This window comes from Mucilaginibacter sp. OAE612 (assembly GCF_041806395.1).
Taxonomy (GTDB): domain Bacteria; phylum Bacteroidota; class Bacteroidia; order Sphingobacteriales; family Sphingobacteriaceae; genus Mucilaginibacter; species Mucilaginibacter rubeus.
This window is the reverse complement of sequence record NZ_JBGMUW010000001.1, coordinates 5,572,676-5,594,286: the sequence shown is the minus strand read 5'-3', so window position 1 is coordinate 5,594,286 and position 21,611 is coordinate 5,572,676. Positions and strand designations below refer to the sequence as shown.

The window sequence follows — 21,611 nt, the reverse complement described above, 5'->3', positions numbered from 1 at the left end:
TTCAGCTTTCAGCCTACATTAACGGCTAAATTCAACGATATCCGAATCAGGATAACAAAGCGTTAGCTTACTGTCGGTAAGTTCCTTAATAAAAAACTTGGTATAAGGCCTGCTCCCCTGGTATGAGGTATAAATGGTATCATTTTTTACAAAATAATCCTCTTTGCTGGCCTGTCCGTCGTCCATAATAAAATCTTTATCCGTTATCGAAAGCTTGGTAGCACCATCTTTTGATTTCCAGTTACCTTCCAGCTTTTTATTGGCAGCCGGCGGCTCAGAACAAGCGTATATCAATAACATGCCTGCAACTGCAGCAAATATGGGAGCAAACTTTTTCATGACGGATCAGGATTTTTTTTGAAAGGCTTACACCTTTGTTGAATTTAATTATTGGGTAGGTTTATCAATCAGTTCAGATTTTTTCAGATAAACCCGGTGACCTTTTTTATTCACATAAAAATAATGCGAATATTTATCAATGTAAATGGTTTCGCCATTAGGGCCAGCCTTGCCGGCATATTTCTTATCAGCTACCGTAGCTGCGCCTTTAGCCGCAATTTCGGATGTTTTATGGCCTATTTTTTTTGTGGTTTTGCTTATCTTACCCCCTAGGGTTGAATCCTTATGCGTTTGGGCAAAGCCCGGGCTAACCATAAATGTACCGGCAGCAAACAGGGCTATTTTAAACAGATTTTTCATATTGACAGTAATTAAGTTTTTTTAATAAAATCAACTCAATTTCTCGGCCAAATTTCTCATTTCTACTACAGGTGAGCGTTTTTGATATAAAATAGCATAAACAGCTTCGCATATAGGGATGCTCACGCCGTATTGCTTATTAACCTCGTGTAGGCAATTTACTGCATAGTACCCCTCGGCAATCATGTTCATTTCCAGTTGGGCCGATGTCACTGTATATCCCTTGCCTATCATGTTACCAAAGGTGCGGTTACGGCTAAATTGCGAGTAGGCGGTAACAAGCAAATCGCCCAGGTAAGCCGACTCTTTAATATCCCTGTCGATAGGATGTACAGCGGCGACAAAACGCTCCAATTCGCGAATGGCGTTTGATATCAGCACCGCCTGGAAATTATCTCCATATCCCACACCGTGGCAAATACCACTGGCGATGGCGTATACATTCTTCAAAACAGCCCCGTATTCTGTACCATAGATATCATCAGAAATGTTTGTTTTGATATACCGGGTATTGATCATTCCCGCAAACTGTGAGGCAAGTTTTGTATCTCCGGAAGCTATAGTTAAATATGATAATTTTTCGAGCGCCACTTCCTCGGCATGGCACGGACCGCTGATCACCATAAAATCATCAAACGATATATCGTATTTTTGATGAAGAAACTCGGCAATTATCAGGTTTTCATCGGGCACGATACCTTTTATAGCCGATACTATCTTTTTACCTTTCAGATCGGCAGTGGTAATGTCTTTTAGTGCGTCTTTCAAAAAAGCAGCCGGTACATTAAGCAACACAATGTCAGCAGCCGCTATGAGTGGTTTCAGATCGGTAGATATATTTTGTTCGGGAAGTTTGATCTCCACCGAACTCAGGTAATGCGGATTACGCGCAAACTTTTTCAAATGTTCCACAGCTTCGGCGTTACGCATCCACCAAAAAATTTCTTTTGGGGTGGTGTTGTCGATAAGCATTTTGATATTAGCCGTAGCCCAGCTCCCCCCGCCAACAACTGTGATCTTGTTTAATTTTTTATCCATCAATAAATAATAGAAATATCGCTGCCTGGTTTTAATCGGCCAAGCAAATTAATGAAATATTATGCAGATTGGCGAATGAGAGAAAAAGTGGGCCGAATTACTTTTCTGAACCTTTTTTGCAAGACAATAACCTGGCTCCGGGCCGATGCTTCCGTTTTTCTTTTCTAAGTTAAGGCGTTTAAGATAGCTTGCATGCTCCAGGGTTTTTTTTGTCGGGATGATTGGTTAAAGAATAGCAGGGGAGCGCAGGATGCTATTAGTTGTTAAGCATCAATTTAAAAACACCTCATCCAAAAACACCCAGCCCGGTTTGCCTTTGGCCGGATGCCATGCCGGCACGCTTTTAAGCGGTTGGGCAACCAGTTTGATGCAGGATATCTTTTGTTCGGATTTTAACTTACATTCCAATGGGATCAAAGCAAACGGATCGGATTTTTTTGGTGCCCCTGTTTTAAGTGTGCTCAACAGCTTGAGATGGTTTTGATCGGTGCCTCCCCAAACGTCAACCCCGGCGGGCAAAAAGATCTGGGAACCTGTATTACGCATTACATTGAGACTAACCGAATGCAGATCAATCGGTTTATTAAACCACATGATCACCGCCAGATCCTTTTGTGATGCAACCCATTTTCCGTTGCCAAAATTGTCGCTGCCTAATTCTTTATCAATAATTGTTTTAGCGCCATCGCCTTTGTATTTGTCGTCAGGATATTTGACAAAGCTAATGCTATCGGGCGTATAGGCACATTTATAAACATTGAATTGTACGGTATCGCTGCCAACCCATCCGGCTTTAAATGCCCTTGTCCTGATCGTAGTACTTCGGGTAAGTATAATTCCCGGTTTGTAAGATGCAGCCTTGATACTATCAGGCACCGAACCATCAGTAGTGTACCGAATATCCGCGCCTTTTATAGGGTTGCTAAGTAGTAAAGCATAACTCTGTTTAAATATAACTGCCGTGTTTTTTAACTGCGGACTGGTGAGCTTAAGCGCCTTACCATCATCCTTAAAGCCGGTTAACAGGCTAAGTTTGGGGTTTTGTTTTTGAAGCAATTGGAGGTCGGCCGGGTTCAGGCCGCTATCCCATACCGCAAGTTCATTAAGGCTTTTTATAGCGACGAGCTGTTTTACATCGGCTATATTAAGTTTAACACCCGTTAATGAAATACTTTTGAGATATTTTAAACCTGCTAATTCCTTTAAGCCTTTGCCCGTAACATCACTGAAGTTAAGGTTTAGCCTGCGAAGGTTTTCAAATTTGGCAATCGTTTTCAGGTCGGCATCCTTTACGGGCATCTTGTTCAGATCGAGCGATACCACCTGTTTTTTTATAGAACTTAACTCATCCAGCACTTTTACATTATAGGTGCTTTTATTGTAGATATTAACCGCTAACGCCGGCGACTCGCTGGCCAGCGGATAAACCACCCGGTAGTTGTTGTTCAGCTTTTGAATTTCTTTTTCATTGGCTGCCGAAAAGTCATAAACCTCTTCTTCGCTTTCGGCGGGTTTTAAACGGGTGGCGGCTATCATCCGTAACGAATCGTTAGCTGGCAGGTCGATCACTTTTTTGCCGAAGCGTGCTTTACTTTTTATCCAAAGGTAAAGCAGCATTTTTTCATCATCGGTAAGCTGCGTTTTGCCGGTAGGCGGCATGTGTTTCTTTTCGGTTTCGGGCAGGTGCACACGTTGCAGCAGCAGGCTCATGGCCGGGTCGCCGGCGATGAACAGTTTGCCGGTTTTTCCACCCTTCATGATTGCTGCCGAATCGGTAAGCATTAAGCCGCCTTTCTTTTTATCGATATTATGGCAGCTTTGGCATTTTACCTCAAATATAGGGCGGATCACATCGTTATAAACCAGGGCCTGGTCTATCGGTACAGCGTTCTTGCTTTTATCCATCACCGGGCCCAAAACAAAATCCTGCCCGTGGGTAAGGTTGCCGCCAAGGTGCCCGGCAACAATCAAACAAAAAACAGTTATCACGGCTCCGGCTTTAGCCAGCGTTACGGTATATTTTGATGTATGGCGAATGAGATATACACCATAGCCGGCAAAGGCCACGCTTACGCCAAACCATTTATGCCATTGTAAGGTATCACCTTCGTATCCCGGTTCTCTTGAAAGGAACAAGCCCATGATCACCGTTATTGATGACAGTAATGCACCCAACAGCAGCAGGTAACTTGTAAAGGTTTGATACAGTTTTTCGTTAATAAACTCGGCCCGGTAACGGAAAAACTCCATCACCATGGCCAGCATCAGTATCACGATGGGAAAATGCAGGATCAGCGGGTGCATGCGGCCAACAGGTTGCAGCCAGCGGGGCACAACCAGGCTATCGCCGGCTATAAGCAGCACTACAATAAAAATATTAAGGGCAAATAATGTCCCTTCCGCAAAACCTTTGTGGCTGCTTTTCATATACGCCGGGCTGTATGTGTATTAATTAAACCCTTGTGAATTTATAAGGATATACCTTGCCCGATGCCCATTGTGCTACATACAAATTCTCGTCGTTATCCACACAAACATCATGAGGGTTCAGGAAAATCTTTTCGGCCTGTGCCATGGGTTGCAGTACGCCATCGGTATAAACCGGCTCGGTGCCGCCAAGGTTGGATACCACTTTGTTGTTCTTGTCTAATATGGTAGTGAAGCCGGTATTTTCCTTGCTCAGATCGGGCGAACGCAGTACTGCAGCATATAAATGATCGCCCTTAATCACCGGGCGGCAAACGCAGGCTCCCGGAAGCTTAATTACTTCCTGTAGTTTTCCATCCATACTGAAGCGTTTAAAGCAATTGCGGGTGCGGTCGGTAACCAGCAAGGTAGGTGTGTCGTATCTTCTGTCGATCACGATGCCATGGGCATTATCCAGGTGTTCGTCGCCCTCGCCTTTACCACCGAAGAAACCTTTTAGTTTGCCATCTTTATCATAATGGGTGACATACTGCGCACCGTAGCCATCGGCAATAAAAATATCGCCATTGCTGTCGATAGTAGTTTCGGTGGGAACAAATTCTTCGGCTTTTTTGTAAACGCCGGTTTCGAGAGGCACATTAATGGTCATTAAAATACGGCCATCAAGCGTGGTTTTATAAACCTGGTGTTTTACGGTATCGGTTATGAACAGCACCTCGGTGCCGTTTTCATTAAACAAGGTGAGGCCATGTGCACCGGGGAAATCATGCCCCCAGGTACTTAGCAGCTTGCCCGATTTATTATAGATGAGCACATTATTTTTGGTTTCGTTAGTGAGCAGTAAAATGCGGCCTTTTGAATCCTGCACCATCTCATGGCAATCATTCACCGGATTTTTCTGCGAATCGGCCTTGCTCCAGTTTTTATCCATGCGGTAGCGCATATTGCCATGACCGTAAATTGGGCCGTCGTCTTTCGCTAACAAATCTTTGGCTATAAAAAAGCCTGCTGATAAAACTGAAGTGTGCTTGATAAATTCTCTTCTTTCCATACCGTTGATTTTTATGATTGCGTTGATTTCGCTGATATTTTATTGATTTACTTTAATTGCTGCCGCGGGGCTGTGCCCCGTGGTTCGCATCGTTTCAGCTTTCAGCTGAATGTGTAAGCTGAAAGCTTACTTTATGGTTCACCACGGGATACGCTGCGCTAATCCCGCGGCAGTATTGGTTTAGAGGGGGCTACGCTATTATCCCCTTCACCACGTTTCCCGCAACATCCGTTAATCTATATCTTCTGCCCTGGCTTTTATAAGTTAGTTTTTTATGGTCGATACCCAATTGATTTAAGATGGTGGCATGGAAGTCATGCACATGTACCGGGTCTTTTACAATGTTATACCCAAACTCATCTGTTTCGCCGTAAACTATGCCGGGTTTGATACCGCCTCCGGCCATCCAGATGCTAAAACAGCGGGGATGATGATCGCGCCCATAATTAGCTTTCTCCAGTTTACCCTGGCTGTAATTGGTGCGACCGAATTCTCCGCCCCAAATCACCAGTGTTTCATCCAATAAACCACGTTGTTTCAAATCGGTAACCAGCGCTGCCGATGCCTGGTCGACATCCTTGGCCTGCCCTGCCATTTCCTGTGGCAGGTTGCTGTGCTGGTCCCAGCCCTGGTGATAGAGTTGTACAAAGCGCACGCCGTTTTCTGATAGCTTACGGGCCAGCAAACAGTTAGCCGCATAGGTACCAGGGATAAGGCACTCTGGGCCATACATCTTCACAATATCGTCCGACTCCTTGCTTACATCCATAATTTCGGGTACGGCGGTTTGCATGCGGTAGGCCATTTCATATTGCTGTACCTTGGTATTTATTTCCGGGTCGCCAAACTCTTTGTAGTTCATGTCATTGAGCTCGGCCAGTTTATCCAGCATTTTACGGCGCTCGTGACGGTTCAGTCCTTCAGGATCATTCAGGTACAGGATTGGGTCTTCGCCGCTGCTGAACTGTACACCCTGGTGAATGGAATCTAAAAAGCCATTGCTCCACAGTTTGGAATAAACACCCTGCCCGTTTCCCTTGCCTTTAGAGAGCAATACGGTGAAAGCCGGCAGGTTTTTGTTTTCGCTGCCGAGGCCATAGCTTACCCACGAGCCCATGCTTGGGCGGTTGCCCTGCTGTGCCCCTGTCTGGAAAAAAGTTAGCGCCGGGTCATGGTTGATGGCATCGGTGTTAAGTGATTTAATAATGCAGATATCATCGGCAATTTTGCCTATGTGCGGAAACATATCGCTGATCCAGGCGCGCGACTCGCCATATTGCTTAAAATCATAAAATGAACCTACCAGCGGGAACGAAGCCTGTTTAGCCGTCATGCCGGTAAGGATCTGGTTGCCGCGTACCGATGCCGGCAGTTCCTGTCCCATCATCTCGCGCAGCTTGGGCTTATAATCAAATGATTCCAGCTGTGAGGGCGCTCCATCCTGGAACAGGTAGATCACCCGCTTTGCCTTTGGCGCAAAGTTGGGAATGCCGGGAATAAAATCAGCCTCGGCTTCATCGCCCTTGCCACTAAACAGATCAGGAATGAGCAATGAACCCAATGCCACGCTGCCAATGCCCAAACTGAGCCTGGAAAGAAACCTGCGCCGGTTGATGTTAAGCCTGTTTTCTAAAAAATCTTTTTCCATGTGCTCAGGTTTTTGTTATGGCTTCTTCCAGATTATACATGGTATCAACCACTTTCATCATAGCTGCCAGTGTTATTTTATCCAGATTGGCCGGTACCGGGTATTCGCCTACAGTGAGCAGTTTTTCGGCATCCGCCTTTTTCATGCTTTTTAATTCATCGGCATAGTATGAGGTTAAAATGGCCAGTTCTTTTTCTTGTGGATGGCGGCACAGGATCAGCCGGAAAGCTTTGGTGATCTTTTCTGTCGATGTGCTTTTATCCTGCAAAAGTTTCGCTGCTAAAACCCGCGCACTCTCTAATACTGTAGGATCGTTAAGCATAACCAAAGCCTGCAAAGGGGTATTGGTACGCAGGCGTTTTACTTCGCACTGGTCGCGGTTGCTGGCATCAAAAATGCCTAATGATGCAGGCGGTACAGTACGTTTAATTAACGTATACATGCCCCGGCGATATAGGTTAGGGCCATGTACCTGTTTGTAATTTGCCAAAATCCCCCTGCCCGATGTGGCATTTTCCCAAAGGCCGGGCGGCTGGTAAGGGTTAACACTCGGGCCGCCGATGGTTGGATTAAGCAGCCCGCTGCTGGCCAGCACCAGGTCACGAACAAATTCGGCAGGTAAACGGCCCCTTGGGCCCCGGGCTAATAAAGTATTATCCGGATCTTCCTTCAGTTTTTCGGGTGTGGCTGCTGCCGATTGCCGGTAAGTGGCCGACATTACCATCTGTTTTACCAGCCGTTTAATATTCCAGCCATGATCGCGGAAATCAACAGCCAGCCAGTCCAGCAGTTCGGGGTGCGACGGCAGATCTCCCTGCATACCGAAATCTCCAGAGCTTTTTACGATGCCTTTGCCAAAAAACTCCTGCCACAGCTGGTTTACAAATACGCGAGCAGTAAGCGGGTTGTTTTTGTTGAACAGCCATTCGGCCAGGCCTAAGCGGTTTTTAGGGTAATTATTGGTAAATGGCAAAATGGATTTGGGCGTACCGGCCTGCACCTCATCGCCATGGGCATCGTAGTTACCTCGTTTGAGGATGTAGGTTGGCCGCACCTTGTCACTATCCGTCATGATGGATACGATGAGCTTATCGGTATCGCGCTTGTTCACAAAAGTCAGGATCTTTTTAACATCGTCATTGCTGATCTGCATCATGGGATTCTTGGCATAGGTTTCGGGCCCGCCCACGGTTGACTGTAGTCCCACTTCCTTCACATTGTTAAAAAAGGCATAAACCTGGTAGTACTCTTTTTGCGAAAAAGGATCGTATTTATGGTCATGGCAATGGGCACATTCCAATGTAACGCCCAACATAGCTTTGCCAAAAGTGTTGGTACGGTCGGTTACGTAGCTTACACGATATTCCTCGTCAATTACGCCGCCTTCTTCGGTTATTTTGTGATTGCGGTTAAAGCCCGTAGCCAGCAACTGCTCCTTAGTGGCGTTGGGTAGCTGATCGCCGGCCAGCTGCCAGGTAATGAATTTATCGTATGGCAGGTTCTCGTTATAGGCATGGATCACCCAATCGCGCCACGGCCATTGGGTGCGGTAATTATCATCCTGATAACCGTGCGAGTCGGCATAGCGGGCAACATCCAGCCAGTGCAGCGCCATTTTTTCGCCGTATTGCGGAGCTGCCATCAGCTTGTCCACCATTTTTTCGTAAGCGTTGGCGTTTTTATCGGCTAAAAACTCATCCATTAAAGCAATGGATGGCGGCAGACCGGTCAAATCGAGTGAAATGCGTTTCAGCAGACGTTCTTTATCCGCTTCGGGATTCGGTTCCAGGCTGGCCTGCTCCATTTTTTGCAGTACGAAATTATCGATAGCATTTTTAGGCCATGCCGCGTTTTTTACCTGCGGAACCGGGTAATTTCGCGGAGCGACGAAAGCCCAGTGCTTTTCATATTTGGCGCCCTGTTTTATCCACTTGTGAATGAGTTCAACTTCATAGGGCGATAACCTTTTTAAATTGGATGACGCCGGCGGCATCTGCTCGGTGGTGTCTTTGGTAGAGATTCGGCGATAAACCTCCGATTGCATAGGATCTCCGGGTACAAGCGCGTGCGAAGATGGGTTATCTTTTAATGCCTTATAGGCGCTCTCCGGAAGATCAAGCCTAAGGTCGGCTTCACGATGTGACGCATCAGGGCCGTGGCATTTATAGCACTTGTCTGAAAGTATTGGGCGGATATTAAAGTTGTAGCTGATGGTATCGGGCACCTGTTCTTCGGCTATCCCGCCGGATGAATGGCAGGAATAAAGCGTGTACAGCATGCAGATGGCTATTGTAAGCCACACATAATACAACTTCCGGTACATGGGTTTAAAATTGGTTAAACAGAAATTAAAGTTATATAATTTATAGCACAATTTGCAAATACATATTTATGTACTCAAATTGATTTAGCGGGGGCAATATAGCATGAAAAATGATATGTTCATACATTTTGTACAAATGTTTTAACATATGCGCAAAGGAGGGCATTTTTAAAAGAGTAAAAACGGAATAGCCGATGAACAATAAATTGAATTTGACCGGCCAATATTTGTTTTTTTAATGTAAAGGAGCAATGTTCTGATTGATCATCTTTTCCAACTTTTTAATATCCCGGTAAACGATATATAAAGGGATGATCCCAAAAATACCGAAGCAGCAGTCAATGAACCGCCAGTAAACGGGGATACCGCGGATTTGGCCGGCAATAAAGGCCAGCGGGAACACCATTACACAGGCAATCATGCCAAACTCAATTATCCAAATGTTTTTAACCGGATCTTTCAGCGGGCCAACAAATGCCATAGCAATAACAAGGTGACCGAAAGCCAGCCAGTCGGTACCATACGCCAGGTAAGGATAGTTTTGATTGGTTGTTTTTACAGCGAGATAAACATTGGTTAGCCAGTTCTGCATAAATCCCGGAAATACGGAGGCATGATTAGCAAGCCAGGCAAGCTCAGTTTCGATAGGGAAAGCGGTTACACCACTTAGTACCAGACCGATGATAAATACAATTACCCAGGTTTTTATTTTTTGCGAAGTTCAGGTTCGGTTTTCATAACAAGGGCAAGTTAGGAAATTTGGTGGTACATTCTCCCTTTAGGGGTTAGTGGGCGCAATACTTCTTTATAAAATTATCGGCCTTATCGCTGCCTATGTTGCGGATAAAATTCCAGTCATGACAGGCACCTTCTTTGTCGCCTTGTTTAAATTTTTCGCCGGCCTGGCTTAGTACATCGTTTATAAAATCATCATCATAGCCAAGTTGTTTTTTGAGGTTGATAATGATAGCCTCTTTGGTGGTATCGGCCTTGCCTTTGTATTTGTTGCTGTAGTAATTGGTAACCGCGTTTTCCAGTTCCTGCTGAGCTTTATAGCTGGCAATAGCGCTTTGCATATCGCGAATGCTGGCAGGCCCGCAACGTGCGGGATCAGGGTCAAAACGGATGGGTTGAACGATATTGGTTTTAAGATTATATCCCGCCGGGACTACCCACTGGCCCGATGTAAGTTTAATAACCCTCAAAGCTTCGTCGTCGAGGTCGATACCGGGGCCATCCTGTATTTTTGCATCATGTACCATACCATCTTTATCAACCATAAACGAAACATTGATGGTTCCCGAAATACAATTTTGCCGCGAGTATTCAGGATAAATGATCTTTGTCTTGAGGAAATCATTAAACGCCTGCTGTCCGCCTTTAAACGCAGGCTGCTGGGCAGGCAAATAACCCGCTGTAAAAATGATGAACGCGATATGGAGACAAAGCGCTTTAAGCATAGTATAAATATCGACAAGAAATTGCGGATTATGTTTAGATAGCCTTAGAAAGAATTGTGGCTGAGTAACTAAACGGATAGTCATATTGGTTTCAGTACCCCATTTGCAAGCGGCTTACCAATCAAGTTGCTGTTATTTGCTGACCACATGTTTTTATATAACTAAACCGAAATCGAAGATCCGAATTCCCAAATCAAAGTACCTGGTTAAACTCCAACCGTTCGCCATCCGGCCCGGTGATGTTGAAATATTTGCAGCCATTTTTCCAGAATTGTAAAAACACGGGCTCTGGTTCGATCACGTTGAAGCCGGCTTCTTTAATAGTTTTAAAGGCGAGGTTGATATCATCAACATCAAAGGCTACGTGATCAATGTGCCCGTTTGATCTTGAACGGATCCCGGCCAGCGAAGCTTCAGGCAATTGGTAAAGCTCCATGATCATATTGCCGCGCTGCATCATAACGCAGGTGCCGGTACCGCTATTATCGGTAAAAGGGGCTTGCATTACATTGTTAAAGCCCAGTCTGGCGTAAAATTGTTGTGATGCTTCAATATTGGTTACCGGCACGCCGATATGTTGTATTCCGTTTATTACTAAATTTATATGATTGCTCATGCTGATAATCAGTTGTTTATTATGGATCTAATGTATGTTTAAACACCCGGTAACAGATATGGTTGGCAACGCCGGCAAAATAAATATGCAGTAATTATCATCCATCCATCATTTTACACAAGCTTAACACATTTGATGTAAATTGCAGTTAAACTTGCACCAATTAAAACATATTAATGAAGATCGGAATTGTTTGTTACCCAACCTTTGGCGGAAGCGGGGTTGTTGCCACTGAACTTGGTAAAGCCCTTGCAGACCGTGGTCACCAGGTTCATTTTGTGACCTATAACCAGCCGGCGCGGTTGGATCTCTTTTCCGAAAACCTGTTTTATCACGAAGTTTCGGTTTCCAACTATCCGCTGTTCGATTTTCCGCCGTACGAGCTGGCCCTGGCAAGCAGGCTGGTCGATGTGGTGCGTCATGAGCAATTGGATGTACTGCATGTGCATTATGCTATACCCCATGCTTCGGCCGCGTTTATGGCCAAGCAAATATTAATGACCTATGGCATTTACATCCCGGTGGTAACTACGCTGCACGGTACAGATATTACGTTGGTTGGTAAAGACCGCACCTTTAAACCGGTTGTTACTTTTTCCATTAACCAAAGTGATGGTGTAACAGCCGTATCGCAAAACCTTAAAGAGGATACCTATAAGTTTTTTGATATTAAGAAGGATATCCTCGTGATCCCTAACTTTATTGACCTTAGCAGGTTCAGCCTTAAACCTAAAGATCATTTTAAGAAAGCGATTGCACCTTCGGGCGAAAAGATCCTGGTACATACCTCCAACTTCCGTAAGGTGAAACGTACCGAAGATGTAGTGAAGATTTTTGCTAAAGTGATCAAAAAGATCCCGTCGAAACTGCTGATGGTAGGCGACGGCCCCGAACGTTCCATGTGCGAGCAGCTTTGCCGCGATTTGGGCGTTACCGATAATGTGCGCTTTTTAGGTAAACAGGATGCTGTTGAAGAGATCCTTTCTGTATCCGATTTATTCCTGATGCCATCGCAATCAGAAAGTTTTGGCTTAGCGGCTCTTGAAGCTATGGCTTGTAAAGTACCGGTGATCAGCAGTAATGCCGGTGGTTTGCCCGAATTAAATATTGATGGCGTAACAGGCTTTTTGAAAGAGCCAGGAGATGTAGAAGGTATGGCAGAAAAAGCAATATTTATTTTGGAGGATGAAGAACGTTTAGCTAAATTTAAAGAAAATGCACTGGCACACGCCAAAGAGTTTGAATTATCTACTATTTTGCCCAAATATGAAAACTTTTACCTTGAGGTAATTGAGCAAAATAAAGCTAAGCTGTTTAACCAACAGTTGTAATAAACCTGATACAATTCAAAAAATATTCTTTAAAAGTTAAATTTTATCGGTTTCGTTAATTAATTTAGTTTTTCACTCCTAAAAGTTAAAACTTATGGCAAAGCACACACTAAAAAGCGGACAACTCCTTAAGTACATCGGAAAGAAATGGAAAAACCTGCACATTGGTCATCCATTAAAATTTATGGGGTACGATGAGAATAGTTTCGCCGACATCTGGGTGGAATACCAGGGTAAATTAATGCTTCTGGCACTTAAGGATGTGGAAACACTAAGCGTTGCTTAAGTAAATAACTTGAGCCGGTCTGTTCAAACGACAAGGGAAAATAGCCTTACTCATGCATACGTGCTAAGTAAGGCTATTTTATTTTTATCAAAAAGAAACCTATATTAGCGTCACAAAAGGAAATGGTGTCTTCCTACTTAACCGCCCTAAAAAGCTGATGGCGCCTACAGACAATTAACTCACAGGCTTTTATCCTGTGCTAATTTTTTGTGGGTACATAAATATCAGCAACATGCAAAATCAAAACCAACTTTTTTCTTCGCAACATTTCGCAATTCTTAAAAACGCCCTCCGGTGGACGGTCATTATCATCCCCATAGCTGTTGTTATTGGCAGCGCGGTTTGCTTTATTCTTGTGGTTGTTGAGTTGGGCTATCCATTTTAGGTTTGCACATAACTGGCTGTTGTTTTTGCTGCCATTGGCAGGTATCGCGATATTTTTCATTTATAAATTTTTTGGTGGCCCGGCCGAAAAGGGGAATAATTTAATTATTGATGAAATCCACAACCCCGGTGGCGGGGTCCCTAAGCGTATGGCCCCATTGGTGCTGATTACCACTATTATCACTCATTTGTTTGGCGGCTCGGCCGGGCGCGAGGGTACGGCGGTACAAATGGGCGGCAGCTTAGCCCAAATGATCGGTAAATGGCTTAAGTTGAATGAAGCTGATACCCAAACAGTACTTACCGCAGGTATAGCGGCGGGTTTCGGTGCGGTATTTGGTACGCCGTTAACAGGTGCTGTTTTTGCAATGGAGGTGCTGACGATAGGCCGGGTGCAATATAATGCGCTGCTGCCCTGCCTTATTGGGGGCGTTGCCGGCGATATTACGGTGGCCGCCTGGGGTGTTCATCATACGCCTTATCATATTGATATTATTCCCGTTATCCCGCATTGGTTTTCAGGCTATGTTTCAACCGACTTGTTAATGATCTTCAAAACTATAGTAGCTTCTATCGCTTTCGGGCTGGTCAGTTACCTTTTTGCCAAAATGGTACATGGCATCAAAAGTTTTTTTACACAATACATCAAAACGCCCTGGTTGATCCCGTTTATTGGCGGGCTGATCATTATCGCGCTTACTTTTGTTAATGGCAAACCCGATTACCTAAGTTTAGGGGTAGATGCCGAACATGCTGGCGCTGTTACAATCCCTTCAGCTTTTCATGCCGGCGGTGCCGATACCTGGAGCTGGCTCTGGAAAACCATTTACACTACCGTAACGTTGGGTACAGGTTTTAAAGGCGGCGAGGTAACACCGCTGTTTTATATTGGCGCTACTTTGGGTAACACTTTATCCGGTTTACTTGATGCGCCGGTTAGCCTGTTTGCTGCTTTGGGCTTCATAGCCGTTTTTGCAGGCGCGACTAATACACCGCTGGCCTGTACTTTTATGGGGATAGAACTTTTTGGTGGCGAACACGCCCTGTTGTTTGCCGTGGCCTGTTTCACAGCCTATCTTTTCAGCGGGCATACGGGTATATATGGCTCTCAAAGAATTGGAGTTACCAAGTTAACCGGTGGGCCGGCCGATGGCAAAACACTTTCGGAAGCGATGAAAAGACGCGGATATTTATACCATAAACTGGCAAAATATAGTTTCCTTAAAGCGAAGGAATAAGCATTATTTAGTGGCGGTAACCACAATATAAGGAGATAATAGCTTTGATTCTACCGGGATGATTTTGGTAAAAACCTTGCCTGCTACCCAAACCAGCTTGGTGATCGCTTTAGCAACGGCAGGCTTGTTAGCCTTATCTTCCAGCCAAACCGAAAATTTGCCGTAATAATATGCCTCAACATTTTTTAAGCCAAGTTCCTTGCAATAGCTGGCCAGTAATGGAGGGTTCATACTATTGATGTTGTGCTTTTCGTAGTTATTAAGGTCGTAGTTGCGTTGTACCCATCCGTTAACACCGGTAAAGTTAGGCAGGGTAATAAACAGTGTGCCTCCCGGTTTAAGGAAAGAGAGGTGTTTTTCAATAATGCCTTTGGTATCATTAAAATGCTCTATCAATCCGCATGAAAGTACCAGGTCATATTCGGTTTCGGGTCGGTATTTGAACAGGTCGCCTTCAATAACTGCAATATCCCGATCATTAAGCTGATTGGCATCCAGTACTTCCTTTAAAACTTTTGGGTGGACATAAAAATCGAACAGCGTAGTTTTTAACCCGAAATACTTCTTTAAAAAAATGGCAAAATAACCCGGAAAACCTCCAAGCTCAATAGCCGACGCCGGTTTGTTGGTATCGATGATGCTTTTTAGCAGCTTATGAAAAGTATAATTAGCCGGCACATTGAAAGCCAGGTCTTTTTTTGATTCCCAGTAACCGGCCCAAAATGCCTTGTCGGTGAGTTCGTTGCTCATGGGTGCAAAGGAAAGATAATTCGGCAATAGTTCAAAACACTGTTATTTTGTAAAGCATGGATTTGAGATGGTAACATCAACAGGAAATAATTACAATCATCCGGGAATTGTACATAGATATATCATGTGATGAATAAGCAACTTTGTGTAATTAATTAAACAACAGTGTAATAACTGTATTAAATTTTAGCATTCATGAGCAATGAACTTATTCCTACAATCAAACTTGATGAAGTAATTGAGCTTGGTTTGCAAGTGGTTGATTATAGAAAAGCGGGCGATCTCCATTTTCTTAAAAGCCCTCACCGCAATGAGCATTATCTTTTTGTATTGGTAAAAGAAGGTAGCTTGAAGCTCATTGTTGATTCGCGTGAAGTGGTGATACCCGCTCAATCTGTTTATTATATTTTGCCGGGGCAGGTAATGCAGCATTTTGACACAGAAGCCGATGCCTATGTTATTGCTGTGGATGCCTTTTTGCTTAATCAAACTTATAAATATATCCTTGATGAAGGCTGTTTTGTACAAACGCCTGTGGCGATAAACGCAGAAAGGGGCGGCAGGCTAAAATCAGCGATTTCACTGCTGGGCGCTGAAGTGAAAGATGCAAGTGTTAATAGCTGTAAGGAACATATAAAACGGGGATTGATTGATGCTGTAGCAGGCATGTTTGCCGGAGAATACGCTGATAGTACAATAGCTCACGGGAGGAAAGACTCAAGCGCTGTCAGGATCACTACGGCTTTTAAAAGGCTGATTTTTGCAGAATATAAAACATTGAAAAAGCCCTCTTCATATGCTGCGGCCTTAAATATATCTACCCCATATCTTAACGAAGCGGTTAAAGAAGTATCCGGGCAAACGGTTAGTTACTGGATTCAGAATATGATCATGTTTGAAGCAAAGCGCCTGCTGATTTATACCGATAAAACCATTAAGACTATTGCTTATGAATTGGGTTACGCCGATTACGTCTATTTTTCGAAGATGTTCATTGGGATGGTAAAGATGTCGCCGGGGGCTTTCCGTAAAAAATACCGCTAATTGTACATGTACTTCCGCTATTACTACATTGTTTAAGCTTGAAACAGTTTGTTGCTTTGTGATAAATCAAATCATTATAAAACAACAAATTAACCATGGAAAACTTAAAAAATGTAGTGCTGGTACACGGCGCGTTTGCAGACGGATCTGGCTTTAAAGCACTCTATCAAATTCTTACTAAAAAAGGTTATAACGTATTGGTGGTGCAAAACCCGCTAAGCTCATTGGAAGATGATGTAAAAGCAACCCACGTTGTATTAGACAAGATTAATGGCCCCGCCATCCTTGCCGGGCACTCGTGGGGTGGCGCTGTAATTACCGAAGCCGGTAATCATCCAAATGTAGCTGCGCTGGTGTATATCGCGGCTTTTCAGCCGGATAACGGCGAATCAGCACTGCAGTGGCTGCAAACCGCCCCGCCTGCACCGGAAAATGGTGTGTTACCTCCCGATGAAAAAGGTATTGTATACTATGATAAAGACAGATTTCACGCTGGATTTTGCGCTGACATTGATGCCGATGAAGCCGCTTTTATGTATGCATCACAAGGTGCATTTTACGCAAAAGGTTTCGTTTCGCCGATAACTGACGCGGCCTGGCGTCATAAACCAGCTTATGGTTTAATTGCTACCGAGGATAAAAGTATCAATCCGGATATTCAACATGCTATGTATAAGCGATCAAACACTATTGTAACCGAGGTAAAAGGCAGCCATGTGATTTTTATGTCGCAACCAGAGATTGTTGCCGATGTGATTATTGAAGCAGCCAGAAAAGCTTCGGAAGTGTAAAAAAACAGTTTAAATACTGCATGAACATCCGTGTGCATTAAACCGTATGCGGATGTTTTGTTTAAAACCTCATCGATCTGCCTTATCTTTAGCACCAAAAAAATTAATGAAGTTAATTGTTTCCGACCATAAAACCGGCGGCGATCTGTTACTGATCAGCGGGGAAGAAAATTTTGACCGCTTTTTTTATACCCGCGATAAAGCAAAGAAGTACTTTACCATAGCCTGGAATACCGGCGCAAGCCAAATAATCAATATAGATGGTGCAGATCATGTATTTAACGCGAATACGCTGTTACCGCTCATGTTCGACCAAACCTTTACGTTCGAAAGGTCGGCTGATATTATCGCCTGGCAATTTAACAGGGAGTTTTATTGTTTGATAGACCATGATACCGAAGTAAGCTGCGTAGGTTTTCTTTTTGGGATGGGCGATCTGCTATTCATTCCACTGGATGATCCCAACCAATCGAAGCTTAAAGTATTACTGGACATTTTTACGCAGGAACTGCATATTAAAGATAAAATTCAGAATGACATGCTGATCATGTTGCTAAAGCGGCTGATCATCATGGTAACGCAGATGGCCCGTACAGAATACATCCCCGCAGAAAATAATCAGGATCAAAAACTGGATATCTTCCGGAAATTTAACCTGCTGGTTGAAATGAATTTCAAAAACGAGCATTCGGTTAACTTTTATGCGGGACTGATGAATAAATCGCCCAAAACGCTCTCAAATATTTTCTCCCTTTATAACGACAAAACGCCACAACAGGTGATCCAGTCCCGTATTATTGTTGAGGCGAGGCGGTTGTTGAGCTACACTACAAAGTCGGTTAAGCAAATTACTTATGAACTGGGTTTTGAGGACCCTGCCTATTTCTGCAATTTTTTCAAACGACATACCAGGCAGTCGCCTGCTGAGTTCAGAAATGGGAAAGAGCAGCCGGTGGCAGCGTAAAAGGAAGCAAATGTGTTGAACTAAAAAGGTAAAAAGTGGGGAGGGAAGGTGCGATTCCCTCCCCTGGGAAGGTGTAGGGAGGGGTTTCATAGCCCGATATATCCGTTGCATGGCGTACAAACTCCTCCCTGCCACCGCAAACCAGCCGCACCCCTCCCCAAGGGAGGGAATTGAAGAACTTTCCCAACTCATTTAAGCCACTCCGGGAAAAAATTACAATCTTTCGGGAACTGGCAACATTTCCTGCCCGCCACATTTGGGGCACTTTTGTATTGTTAAATCAAACACAACATTTAAGACAAAACAATATGAAAACTACAACATTAAAAAACAGCATTAAAGCGGGCATGCTTAGCCTGGCATTAACCTTTGCAGCCGTATTAGGTTTTACTATTTCATCACAGGCCCAGGCCGTAAAAAATGTAGTGCTGGTACACGGCGCATTTGCTGATGGATCTGGCTATAAGGCATTATACAATGAACTTACCAAAAAAGGATATAATGTTACCGTGGTGCAAAACCCACTCTCTTCTTTGGAAGACGATGTTAAAGCTGTAACAATAGCGTTGGACAAACAAGACGGACCTGCGGTATTGGTAGGCCATTCATGGGGCGGTACGGTAATTACCGAAGCAGGTAACAACCCAAAAGTAGCAGCCCTTGTTTATATCGCGGCACTGCAGCCGGATAAAGGTGAAACATCTGTTCAATGGTTGCAAACCGCTCCTCCTGCTCCCGAAAATGGTGTTCTGGCACCTGATGATAAAGGCATCGTTTATTACGATAAAGCTAAATTCCATGCCGGCTTTTGTGCCGATATCAGCAAAGAAGATGCTGATTTCATGTATGCTTCACAAGGTGCCTTTTATGCAAAAGGATTTGGTACCCCTATCACTAATGCAGCCTGGAAAACTAAACCTGCTTACGGCATAGTTGCTACTGAAGATAAAAGCATCAATCCTGATATAGAACGTGCTATGTACAAACGTTCAAATACAATAATAACTGAAATAAAAGGAAGCCATGTGGTTTTCATATCGCAACCTAAAGCAGTTGCCGCTGTAATTATAAAAGCAGCCGAAAATGCTTCTGCAAAAAAATAAGCTACCGGTAGCTTTTAAAAACTCAAAAAACCGGGTGCCGATATTGGCATCCGGTTTTTTTATTGCCAACTGTTATTCCTCCTTTAGGACATAGCCGTCAACTTAAAGAATAAAAAGCGCAGGAACGTGCGATTCCCCTCTTGAGAGGGGTGGAGGGGTGTGTATCTGCTTTGATAAGTCTACCGCAGAAACACACCCCTGCTACCGCTCATTCCCCCGCGCCCCCTCTCAAGAGGGGATTTAAGGTCTTTTATCAATCGTTTCTTTAAGTTGACGGTAGCCCTTTAGGGAGTTAGGCGGCTAAAACTATACCCTTCCTTACTCCAAACCTCCAAAGCCCGCGGCAGTACATACTCCAATCGATCAAAAGCTTTGATGCTGTCATGAAATACTACCATCGATCCTGCTTCAGTATATTTAAGCACTCCTTTTAGGCAATCTTCAGGTTTAAGGGCCGCATCAAAATCGCCGCTGAGCACATCCCACATAAAAATATTTAGATTGGGTCTCGCTGCTTTCAGCGCCCGGATCTGCGCCCTTTTTATCCGCCCGTACGGAGGACGAAACAACGGCGTATCCAGCAACTTATCGGCCTGTAAAAAATTATCAAGATAGGTTTGGGTATCGGTTTCCCACCCTTTGAGATGATTGAAAGTATGATTGCCTATGGCATGGCCGCCGGCTTTTACCTGTTCAAAAATATCGGGGTGCTTGCGTACATTGTCGCCAATGCAAAAAAAGGTGGCTTTGGCATTGTATTGTTTTAAAATATTTAATACAGCCGGTGTAACAATTGGTATAGGGCCGTCGTCAAAAGTGAGATAAATGCAACGGTCAGTTGATTTTATATCCCAGGTAAGTTGGGGATAAAGCTTTTTCAGCAGCCAGGGGGTTTTAACCAGGTACATACAGATGAGGTAGTTTGTGTTTTATCCCTATTAACAACATTTAACAAAAATAAACACTGCAATGTAATGAACAGTTGCTTACCATTGTATAGAAAAACCTTATGAAACTAAAATTATTACTATCAGTTAAAGCAACGCTCATTTGCACAATTATATTTTCGGCATGCAGCTTTAATGCCGGCGCGCAGGAAGTAATAGGCTTGCAAAAGGCAGTAGACCTGGCCCTTGAACGTAACCTTACTATTAAACAAGCCGAGTTCACAGCTGCCATCACCAACGAAGATCTTAAACAGTCGAAATATAATCAACTGCCAAATTTAGCCGTAAGCCCACAGGGCTCATTCAACTTTGGCCGTAATATCGACCCTTCAACCAACCAGTTCAGTAACCAGCGGATCCTGGCGGTTAATGGTAACTTCACCTCACAAGTTACCCTCTTTCAGGGCGGACAATTGCGTAATACAGTAATTCAGAACAAGATTTTGCTTGATGCCGACAAAACCAACGTTGCCAAAGTAAAAAACGACCTGATATTGAACGTGGTTACTACCTACCTGCTGGTGCTAACCAACCAGGATTTGGTAAAGGCTGCGCAACAGCAAATTGATGTATCAAAAATAGCTTTGGACCGCGCCCAGAAAAGCTTTGATGTGGGTAATCAAACCCTTGCCGATCTGTCGCAAGCCAAAGCGCAGCTATCAACCAACGACCTTAACTATACCAATGCCGAAAATCAGCTGGAGCAATCCTTATTGACCTTAAAGCAATACATGGAGATGGACCCTAGTACCGACATTAAAGTTGAAAGGCCGGATATCAGTAAGTTAAATAATGTAAAAACGGTGTACGATGCTCAGGAGGTAGTAAAAACCGCTCTTGCAGTAAATCCTGATGTGTTATTAGCCGAACAGCGTCAAAAAGCCGCTGCACAGGGTGTTAAAATAGCGAGAGGAAATTATTATCCGTCGGTGGTTTTGTTTGGTGCTGCCGGCTCTTATTTTTCTGATGCCAAGAACACGCCGTTCGGCGTTACGCCAACAGGTAAATTTGACACTATTGGTTTTGTGCAAAATTCGCAACAGGCGGTTGTAGTGCCTAACTATAAAGTTGGCTATAAAAGCAACCCATTCTTCAGGCAACTGAGCGATAATTTTAACCAATCGGTAGGGGTGAGCTTACAGATCCCGATTTTTAACAGGTTTCTGTCACGCACAGCGGTTAGGAAAGCAAAACTGCAAAATCAAAATGCCGAGGTTACAGCACAGCTGGCGCGGAATAACCTGAGTAAAATCATTTACCAGGCAGTATGGGATTTGCAGGCCGCCGATAAGCGTTATGCATCGGCAACTCAAACCTATAACGCAAATAAAGATGCATTTAACATTATACAGCAACGCTACACTGTAGGTTTGGTTAACTCGCTTGATTATAATACATCGCTAACCAATCTTAACAAATCGCAGTTTGATATGATTGAGGCGCAATACCAGGTGATTTTCAGAAGCAAAGTCATTGACTATTATTTAGGTAACCCTATAACACTTTAATAA

General features: G+C 44.0%; 20 protein-coding genes and 1 riboswitch. Of the genes, 8 read left to right on the top strand and 12 right to left on the bottom strand.

The window, feature by feature from the left end; genetic code table 11:
• Positions 1-18: 18 nt before the first annotated feature.
• The 10 genes from ABID99_RS23255 to ABID99_RS23210 all read right to left on the bottom strand — a co-directional run bounded on the left by ABID99_RS23255 (position 19) and on the right by ABID99_RS23210 (position 11,262).
• Positions 19-339, bottom strand: coding sequence for a hypothetical protein (locus tag ABID99_RS23255; RefSeq protein WP_188834324.1), 321 nt, complete (start codon positions 337-339; stop codon positions 19-21).
• A gap of 48 nt (positions 340-387) precedes the next feature.
• Positions 388-699: a hypothetical protein gene (locus ABID99_RS23250; RefSeq protein WP_188834325.1), complete on the bottom strand. Its 312-nt coding sequence runs from the start codon at positions 697-699 to the stop codon at positions 388-390.
• A 30-nt stretch (positions 700-729) separates the two neighbouring features.
• Positions 730-1,737: an NAD(P)H-dependent glycerol-3-phosphate dehydrogenase gene (locus ABID99_RS23245; protein WP_354484435.1), complete on the bottom strand. Its 1,008-nt coding sequence runs from the start codon at positions 1,735-1,737 to the stop codon at positions 730-732.
• Positions 1,738-2,007: 270 nt separating this feature from the next.
• Positions 2,008-4,164, bottom strand: coding sequence for a DUF2231 domain-containing protein (locus tag ABID99_RS23240; RefSeq protein WP_373615250.1), 2,157 nt, complete (start codon positions 4,162-4,164; stop codon positions 2,008-2,010).
• Between the two features lie 25 nt (positions 4,165-4,189).
• A complete protein-coding gene (locus ABID99_RS23235) occupies positions 4,190-5,215 on the bottom strand; it encodes a 6-bladed beta-propeller (protein WP_112651206.1) in 1,026 nt (341 codons plus the stop codon).
• Between the two features lie 190 nt (positions 5,216-5,405).
• On the bottom strand, positions 5,406-6,863 hold the full coding sequence (locus ABID99_RS23230; protein WP_091167486.1) for a DUF1501 domain-containing protein: 1,458 nt from the start codon (positions 6,861-6,863) through the stop codon (positions 5,406-5,408).
• Positions 6,864-6,867: 4 nt separating this feature from the next.
• Complete coding sequence (locus tag ABID99_RS23225) at positions 6,868-9,186, bottom strand: PSD1 and planctomycete cytochrome C domain-containing protein (RefSeq protein WP_373615249.1); 2,319 nt, start codon at positions 9,184-9,186, stop codon at positions 6,868-6,870.
• 235 nt (positions 9,187-9,421) lie between these two features.
• Positions 9,422-9,778: a hypothetical protein gene (locus ABID99_RS23220; protein ID WP_373615248.1), complete on the bottom strand. Its 357-nt coding sequence runs from the start codon at positions 9,776-9,778 to the stop codon at positions 9,422-9,424.
• 193 nt (positions 9,779-9,971) lie between these two features.
• The gene (locus tag ABID99_RS23215; RefSeq protein WP_373615246.1) at positions 9,972-10,646 is read right to left on the bottom strand and encodes an energy transducer TonB; all 675 of its coding nucleotides are present in this window, start codon (positions 10,644-10,646) and stop codon (positions 9,972-9,974) included.
• A 193-nt stretch (positions 10,647-10,839) separates the two neighbouring features.
• Entirely contained in the window at positions 10,840-11,262 is a 423-nt protein-coding gene (locus ABID99_RS23210; protein WP_373615245.1) for a VOC family protein, read from the bottom strand.
• Between the two features lie 176 nt (positions 11,263-11,438).
• On the opposite strand from ABID99_RS23210, the gene bshA reads away from it, so the two are divergent.
• The 3 genes from bshA (at position 11,439) to ABID99_RS23195 (ending at position 14,501) form a co-directional block, all read left to right on the top strand.
• Entirely contained in the window at positions 11,439-12,593 is a 1,155-nt protein-coding gene (gene bshA, locus ABID99_RS23205) for an N-acetyl-alpha-D-glucosaminyl L-malate synthase BshA (RefSeq protein WP_090530693.1), read from the top strand.
• 94 nt (positions 12,594-12,687) lie between these two features.
• Entirely contained in the window at positions 12,688-12,879 is a 192-nt protein-coding gene (locus ABID99_RS23200) for a hypothetical protein (RefSeq protein WP_090530691.1), read from the top strand.
• 109 nt (positions 12,880-12,988) lie between these two features.
• A riboswitch (Fluoride riboswitch) is annotated at positions 12,989-13,053 on the top strand.
• A gap of 188 nt (positions 13,054-13,241) precedes the next feature.
• Positions 13,242-14,501 (top strand): voltage-gated chloride channel family protein, encoded by a 1,260-nt coding sequence (locus ABID99_RS23195; protein ID WP_373615244.1) that lies wholly within the window; start codon positions 13,242-13,244, stop codon positions 14,499-14,501.
• A gap of 3 nt (positions 14,502-14,504) precedes the next feature.
• Here ABID99_RS23195 and ABID99_RS23190 read toward each other — a convergent pair whose 3' ends face one another.
• Positions 14,505-15,251: a class I SAM-dependent methyltransferase gene (locus ABID99_RS23190; RefSeq protein WP_373615243.1), complete on the bottom strand. Its 747-nt coding sequence runs from the start codon at positions 15,249-15,251 to the stop codon at positions 14,505-14,507.
• A 195-nt stretch (positions 15,252-15,446) separates the two neighbouring features.
• Here ABID99_RS23190 and ABID99_RS23185 point away from each other — a divergent pair, with 195 nt between their 5' ends.
• From ABID99_RS23185 to ABID99_RS23170, 4 genes are all read left to right on the top strand, one after another.
• A complete protein-coding gene (locus ABID99_RS23185; RefSeq protein ID WP_373615242.1) occupies positions 15,447-16,295 on the top strand; it encodes a helix-turn-helix domain-containing protein in 849 nt (282 codons plus the stop codon).
• A 95-nt stretch (positions 16,296-16,390) separates the two neighbouring features.
• Positions 16,391-17,086: an alpha/beta hydrolase gene (locus ABID99_RS23180; RefSeq protein WP_373615240.1), complete on the top strand. Its 696-nt coding sequence runs from the start codon at positions 16,391-16,393 to the stop codon at positions 17,084-17,086.
• Between the two features lie 106 nt (positions 17,087-17,192).
• Entirely contained in the window at positions 17,193-18,050 is an 858-nt protein-coding gene (locus tag ABID99_RS23175; protein WP_373615239.1) for a helix-turn-helix domain-containing protein, read from the top strand.
• A gap of 308 nt (positions 18,051-18,358) precedes the next feature.
• Positions 18,359-19,153, top strand: coding sequence for an alpha/beta hydrolase (locus ABID99_RS23170; RefSeq protein WP_373615237.1), 795 nt, complete (start codon positions 18,359-18,361; stop codon positions 19,151-19,153).
• A gap of 284 nt (positions 19,154-19,437) precedes the next feature.
• On the opposite strand, the gene ABID99_RS23165 is transcribed toward ABID99_RS23170, so the two are convergent.
• Complete coding sequence (locus ABID99_RS23165; protein ID WP_373615235.1) at positions 19,438-20,061, bottom strand: polysaccharide deacetylase family protein; 624 nt, start codon at positions 20,059-20,061, stop codon at positions 19,438-19,440.
• Positions 20,062-20,162: 101 nt separating this feature from the next.
• Here ABID99_RS23165 and ABID99_RS23160 point away from each other — a divergent pair, with 101 nt between their 5' ends.
• Complete coding sequence (locus ABID99_RS23160) at positions 20,163-21,608, top strand: TolC family protein (protein ID WP_373615234.1); 1,446 nt, start codon at positions 20,163-20,165, stop codon at positions 21,606-21,608.
• The last annotated feature ends 3 nt before the right edge of the window (positions 21,609-21,611 follow it).

Bases quoted from the DNA above. Each gene is read 5' to 3' on its own strand.
- ABID99_RS23230 (WP_091167486.1), bottom strand. From the start codon at position 6,863: ATGGAAAAAGATTTTTTAGAAAACAGGCTTAACATCAACCGGCGCAGG.
- ABID99_RS23185 (WP_373615242.1), top strand. From the start codon at position 15,447: ATGAGCAATGAACTTATTCCTACAATCAAACTTGATGAAGTAATTGAG.
- ABID99_RS23245 (WP_354484435.1), bottom strand. From the start codon at position 1,737: ATGGATAAAAAATTAAACAAGATCACAGTTGTTGGCGGGGGGAGCTGG.
- bshA (WP_090530693.1), top strand. From the start codon at position 11,439: ATGAAGATCGGAATTGTTTGTTACCCAACCTTTGGCGGAAGCGGGGTT.
- ABID99_RS23225 (WP_373615249.1), bottom strand. From the start codon at position 9,186: ATGTACCGGAAGTTGTATTATGTGTGGCTTACAATAGCCATCTGCATG.
- ABID99_RS23210 (WP_373615245.1), bottom strand. From the start codon at position 11,262: ATGAGCAATCATATAAATTTAGTAATAAACGGAATACAACATATCGGC.
- ABID99_RS23220 (WP_373615248.1), bottom strand. From the start codon at position 9,778: ATGCAGAACTGGCTAACCAATGTTTATCTCGCTGTAAAAACAACCAAT.
- ABID99_RS23255 (WP_188834324.1), bottom strand. From the start codon at position 339: ATGAAAAAGTTTGCTCCCATATTTGCTGCAGTTGCAGGCATGTTATTG.
- ABID99_RS23180 (WP_373615240.1), top strand. From the start codon at position 16,391: ATGGAAAACTTAAAAAATGTAGTGCTGGTACACGGCGCGTTTGCAGAC.
- ABID99_RS23190 (WP_373615243.1), bottom strand. From the start codon at position 15,251: ATGAGCAACGAACTCACCGACAAGGCATTTTGGGCCGGTTACTGGGAA.
- ABID99_RS23240 (WP_373615250.1), bottom strand. From the start codon at position 4,164: ATGAAAAGCAGCCACAAAGGTTTTGCGGAAGGGACATTATTTGCCCTT.
- ABID99_RS23175 (WP_373615239.1), top strand. From the start codon at position 17,193: ATGAAGTTAATTGTTTCCGACCATAAAACCGGCGGCGATCTGTTACTG.
- ABID99_RS23160 (WP_373615234.1), top strand. From the start codon at position 20,163: ATGAAACTAAAATTATTACTATCAGTTAAAGCAACGCTCATTTGCACA.
- ABID99_RS23235 (WP_112651206.1), bottom strand. From the start codon at position 5,215: ATGGAAAGAAGAGAATTTATCAAGCACACTTCAGTTTTATCAGCAGGC.
- ABID99_RS23215 (WP_373615246.1), bottom strand. From the start codon at position 10,646: ATGCTTAAAGCGCTTTGTCTCCATATCGCGTTCATCATTTTTACAGCG.
- ABID99_RS23200 (WP_090530691.1), top strand. From the start codon at position 12,688: ATGGCAAAGCACACACTAAAAAGCGGACAACTCCTTAAGTACATCGGA.
- ABID99_RS23170 (WP_373615237.1), top strand. From the start codon at position 18,359: ATGAAAACTACAACATTAAAAAACAGCATTAAAGCGGGCATGCTTAGC.
- ABID99_RS23250 (WP_188834325.1), bottom strand. From the start codon at position 699: ATGAAAAATCTGTTTAAAATAGCCCTGTTTGCTGCCGGTACATTTATG.
- ABID99_RS23165 (WP_373615235.1), bottom strand. From the start codon at position 20,061: ATGTACCTGGTTAAAACCCCCTGGCTGCTGAAAAAGCTTTATCCCCAA.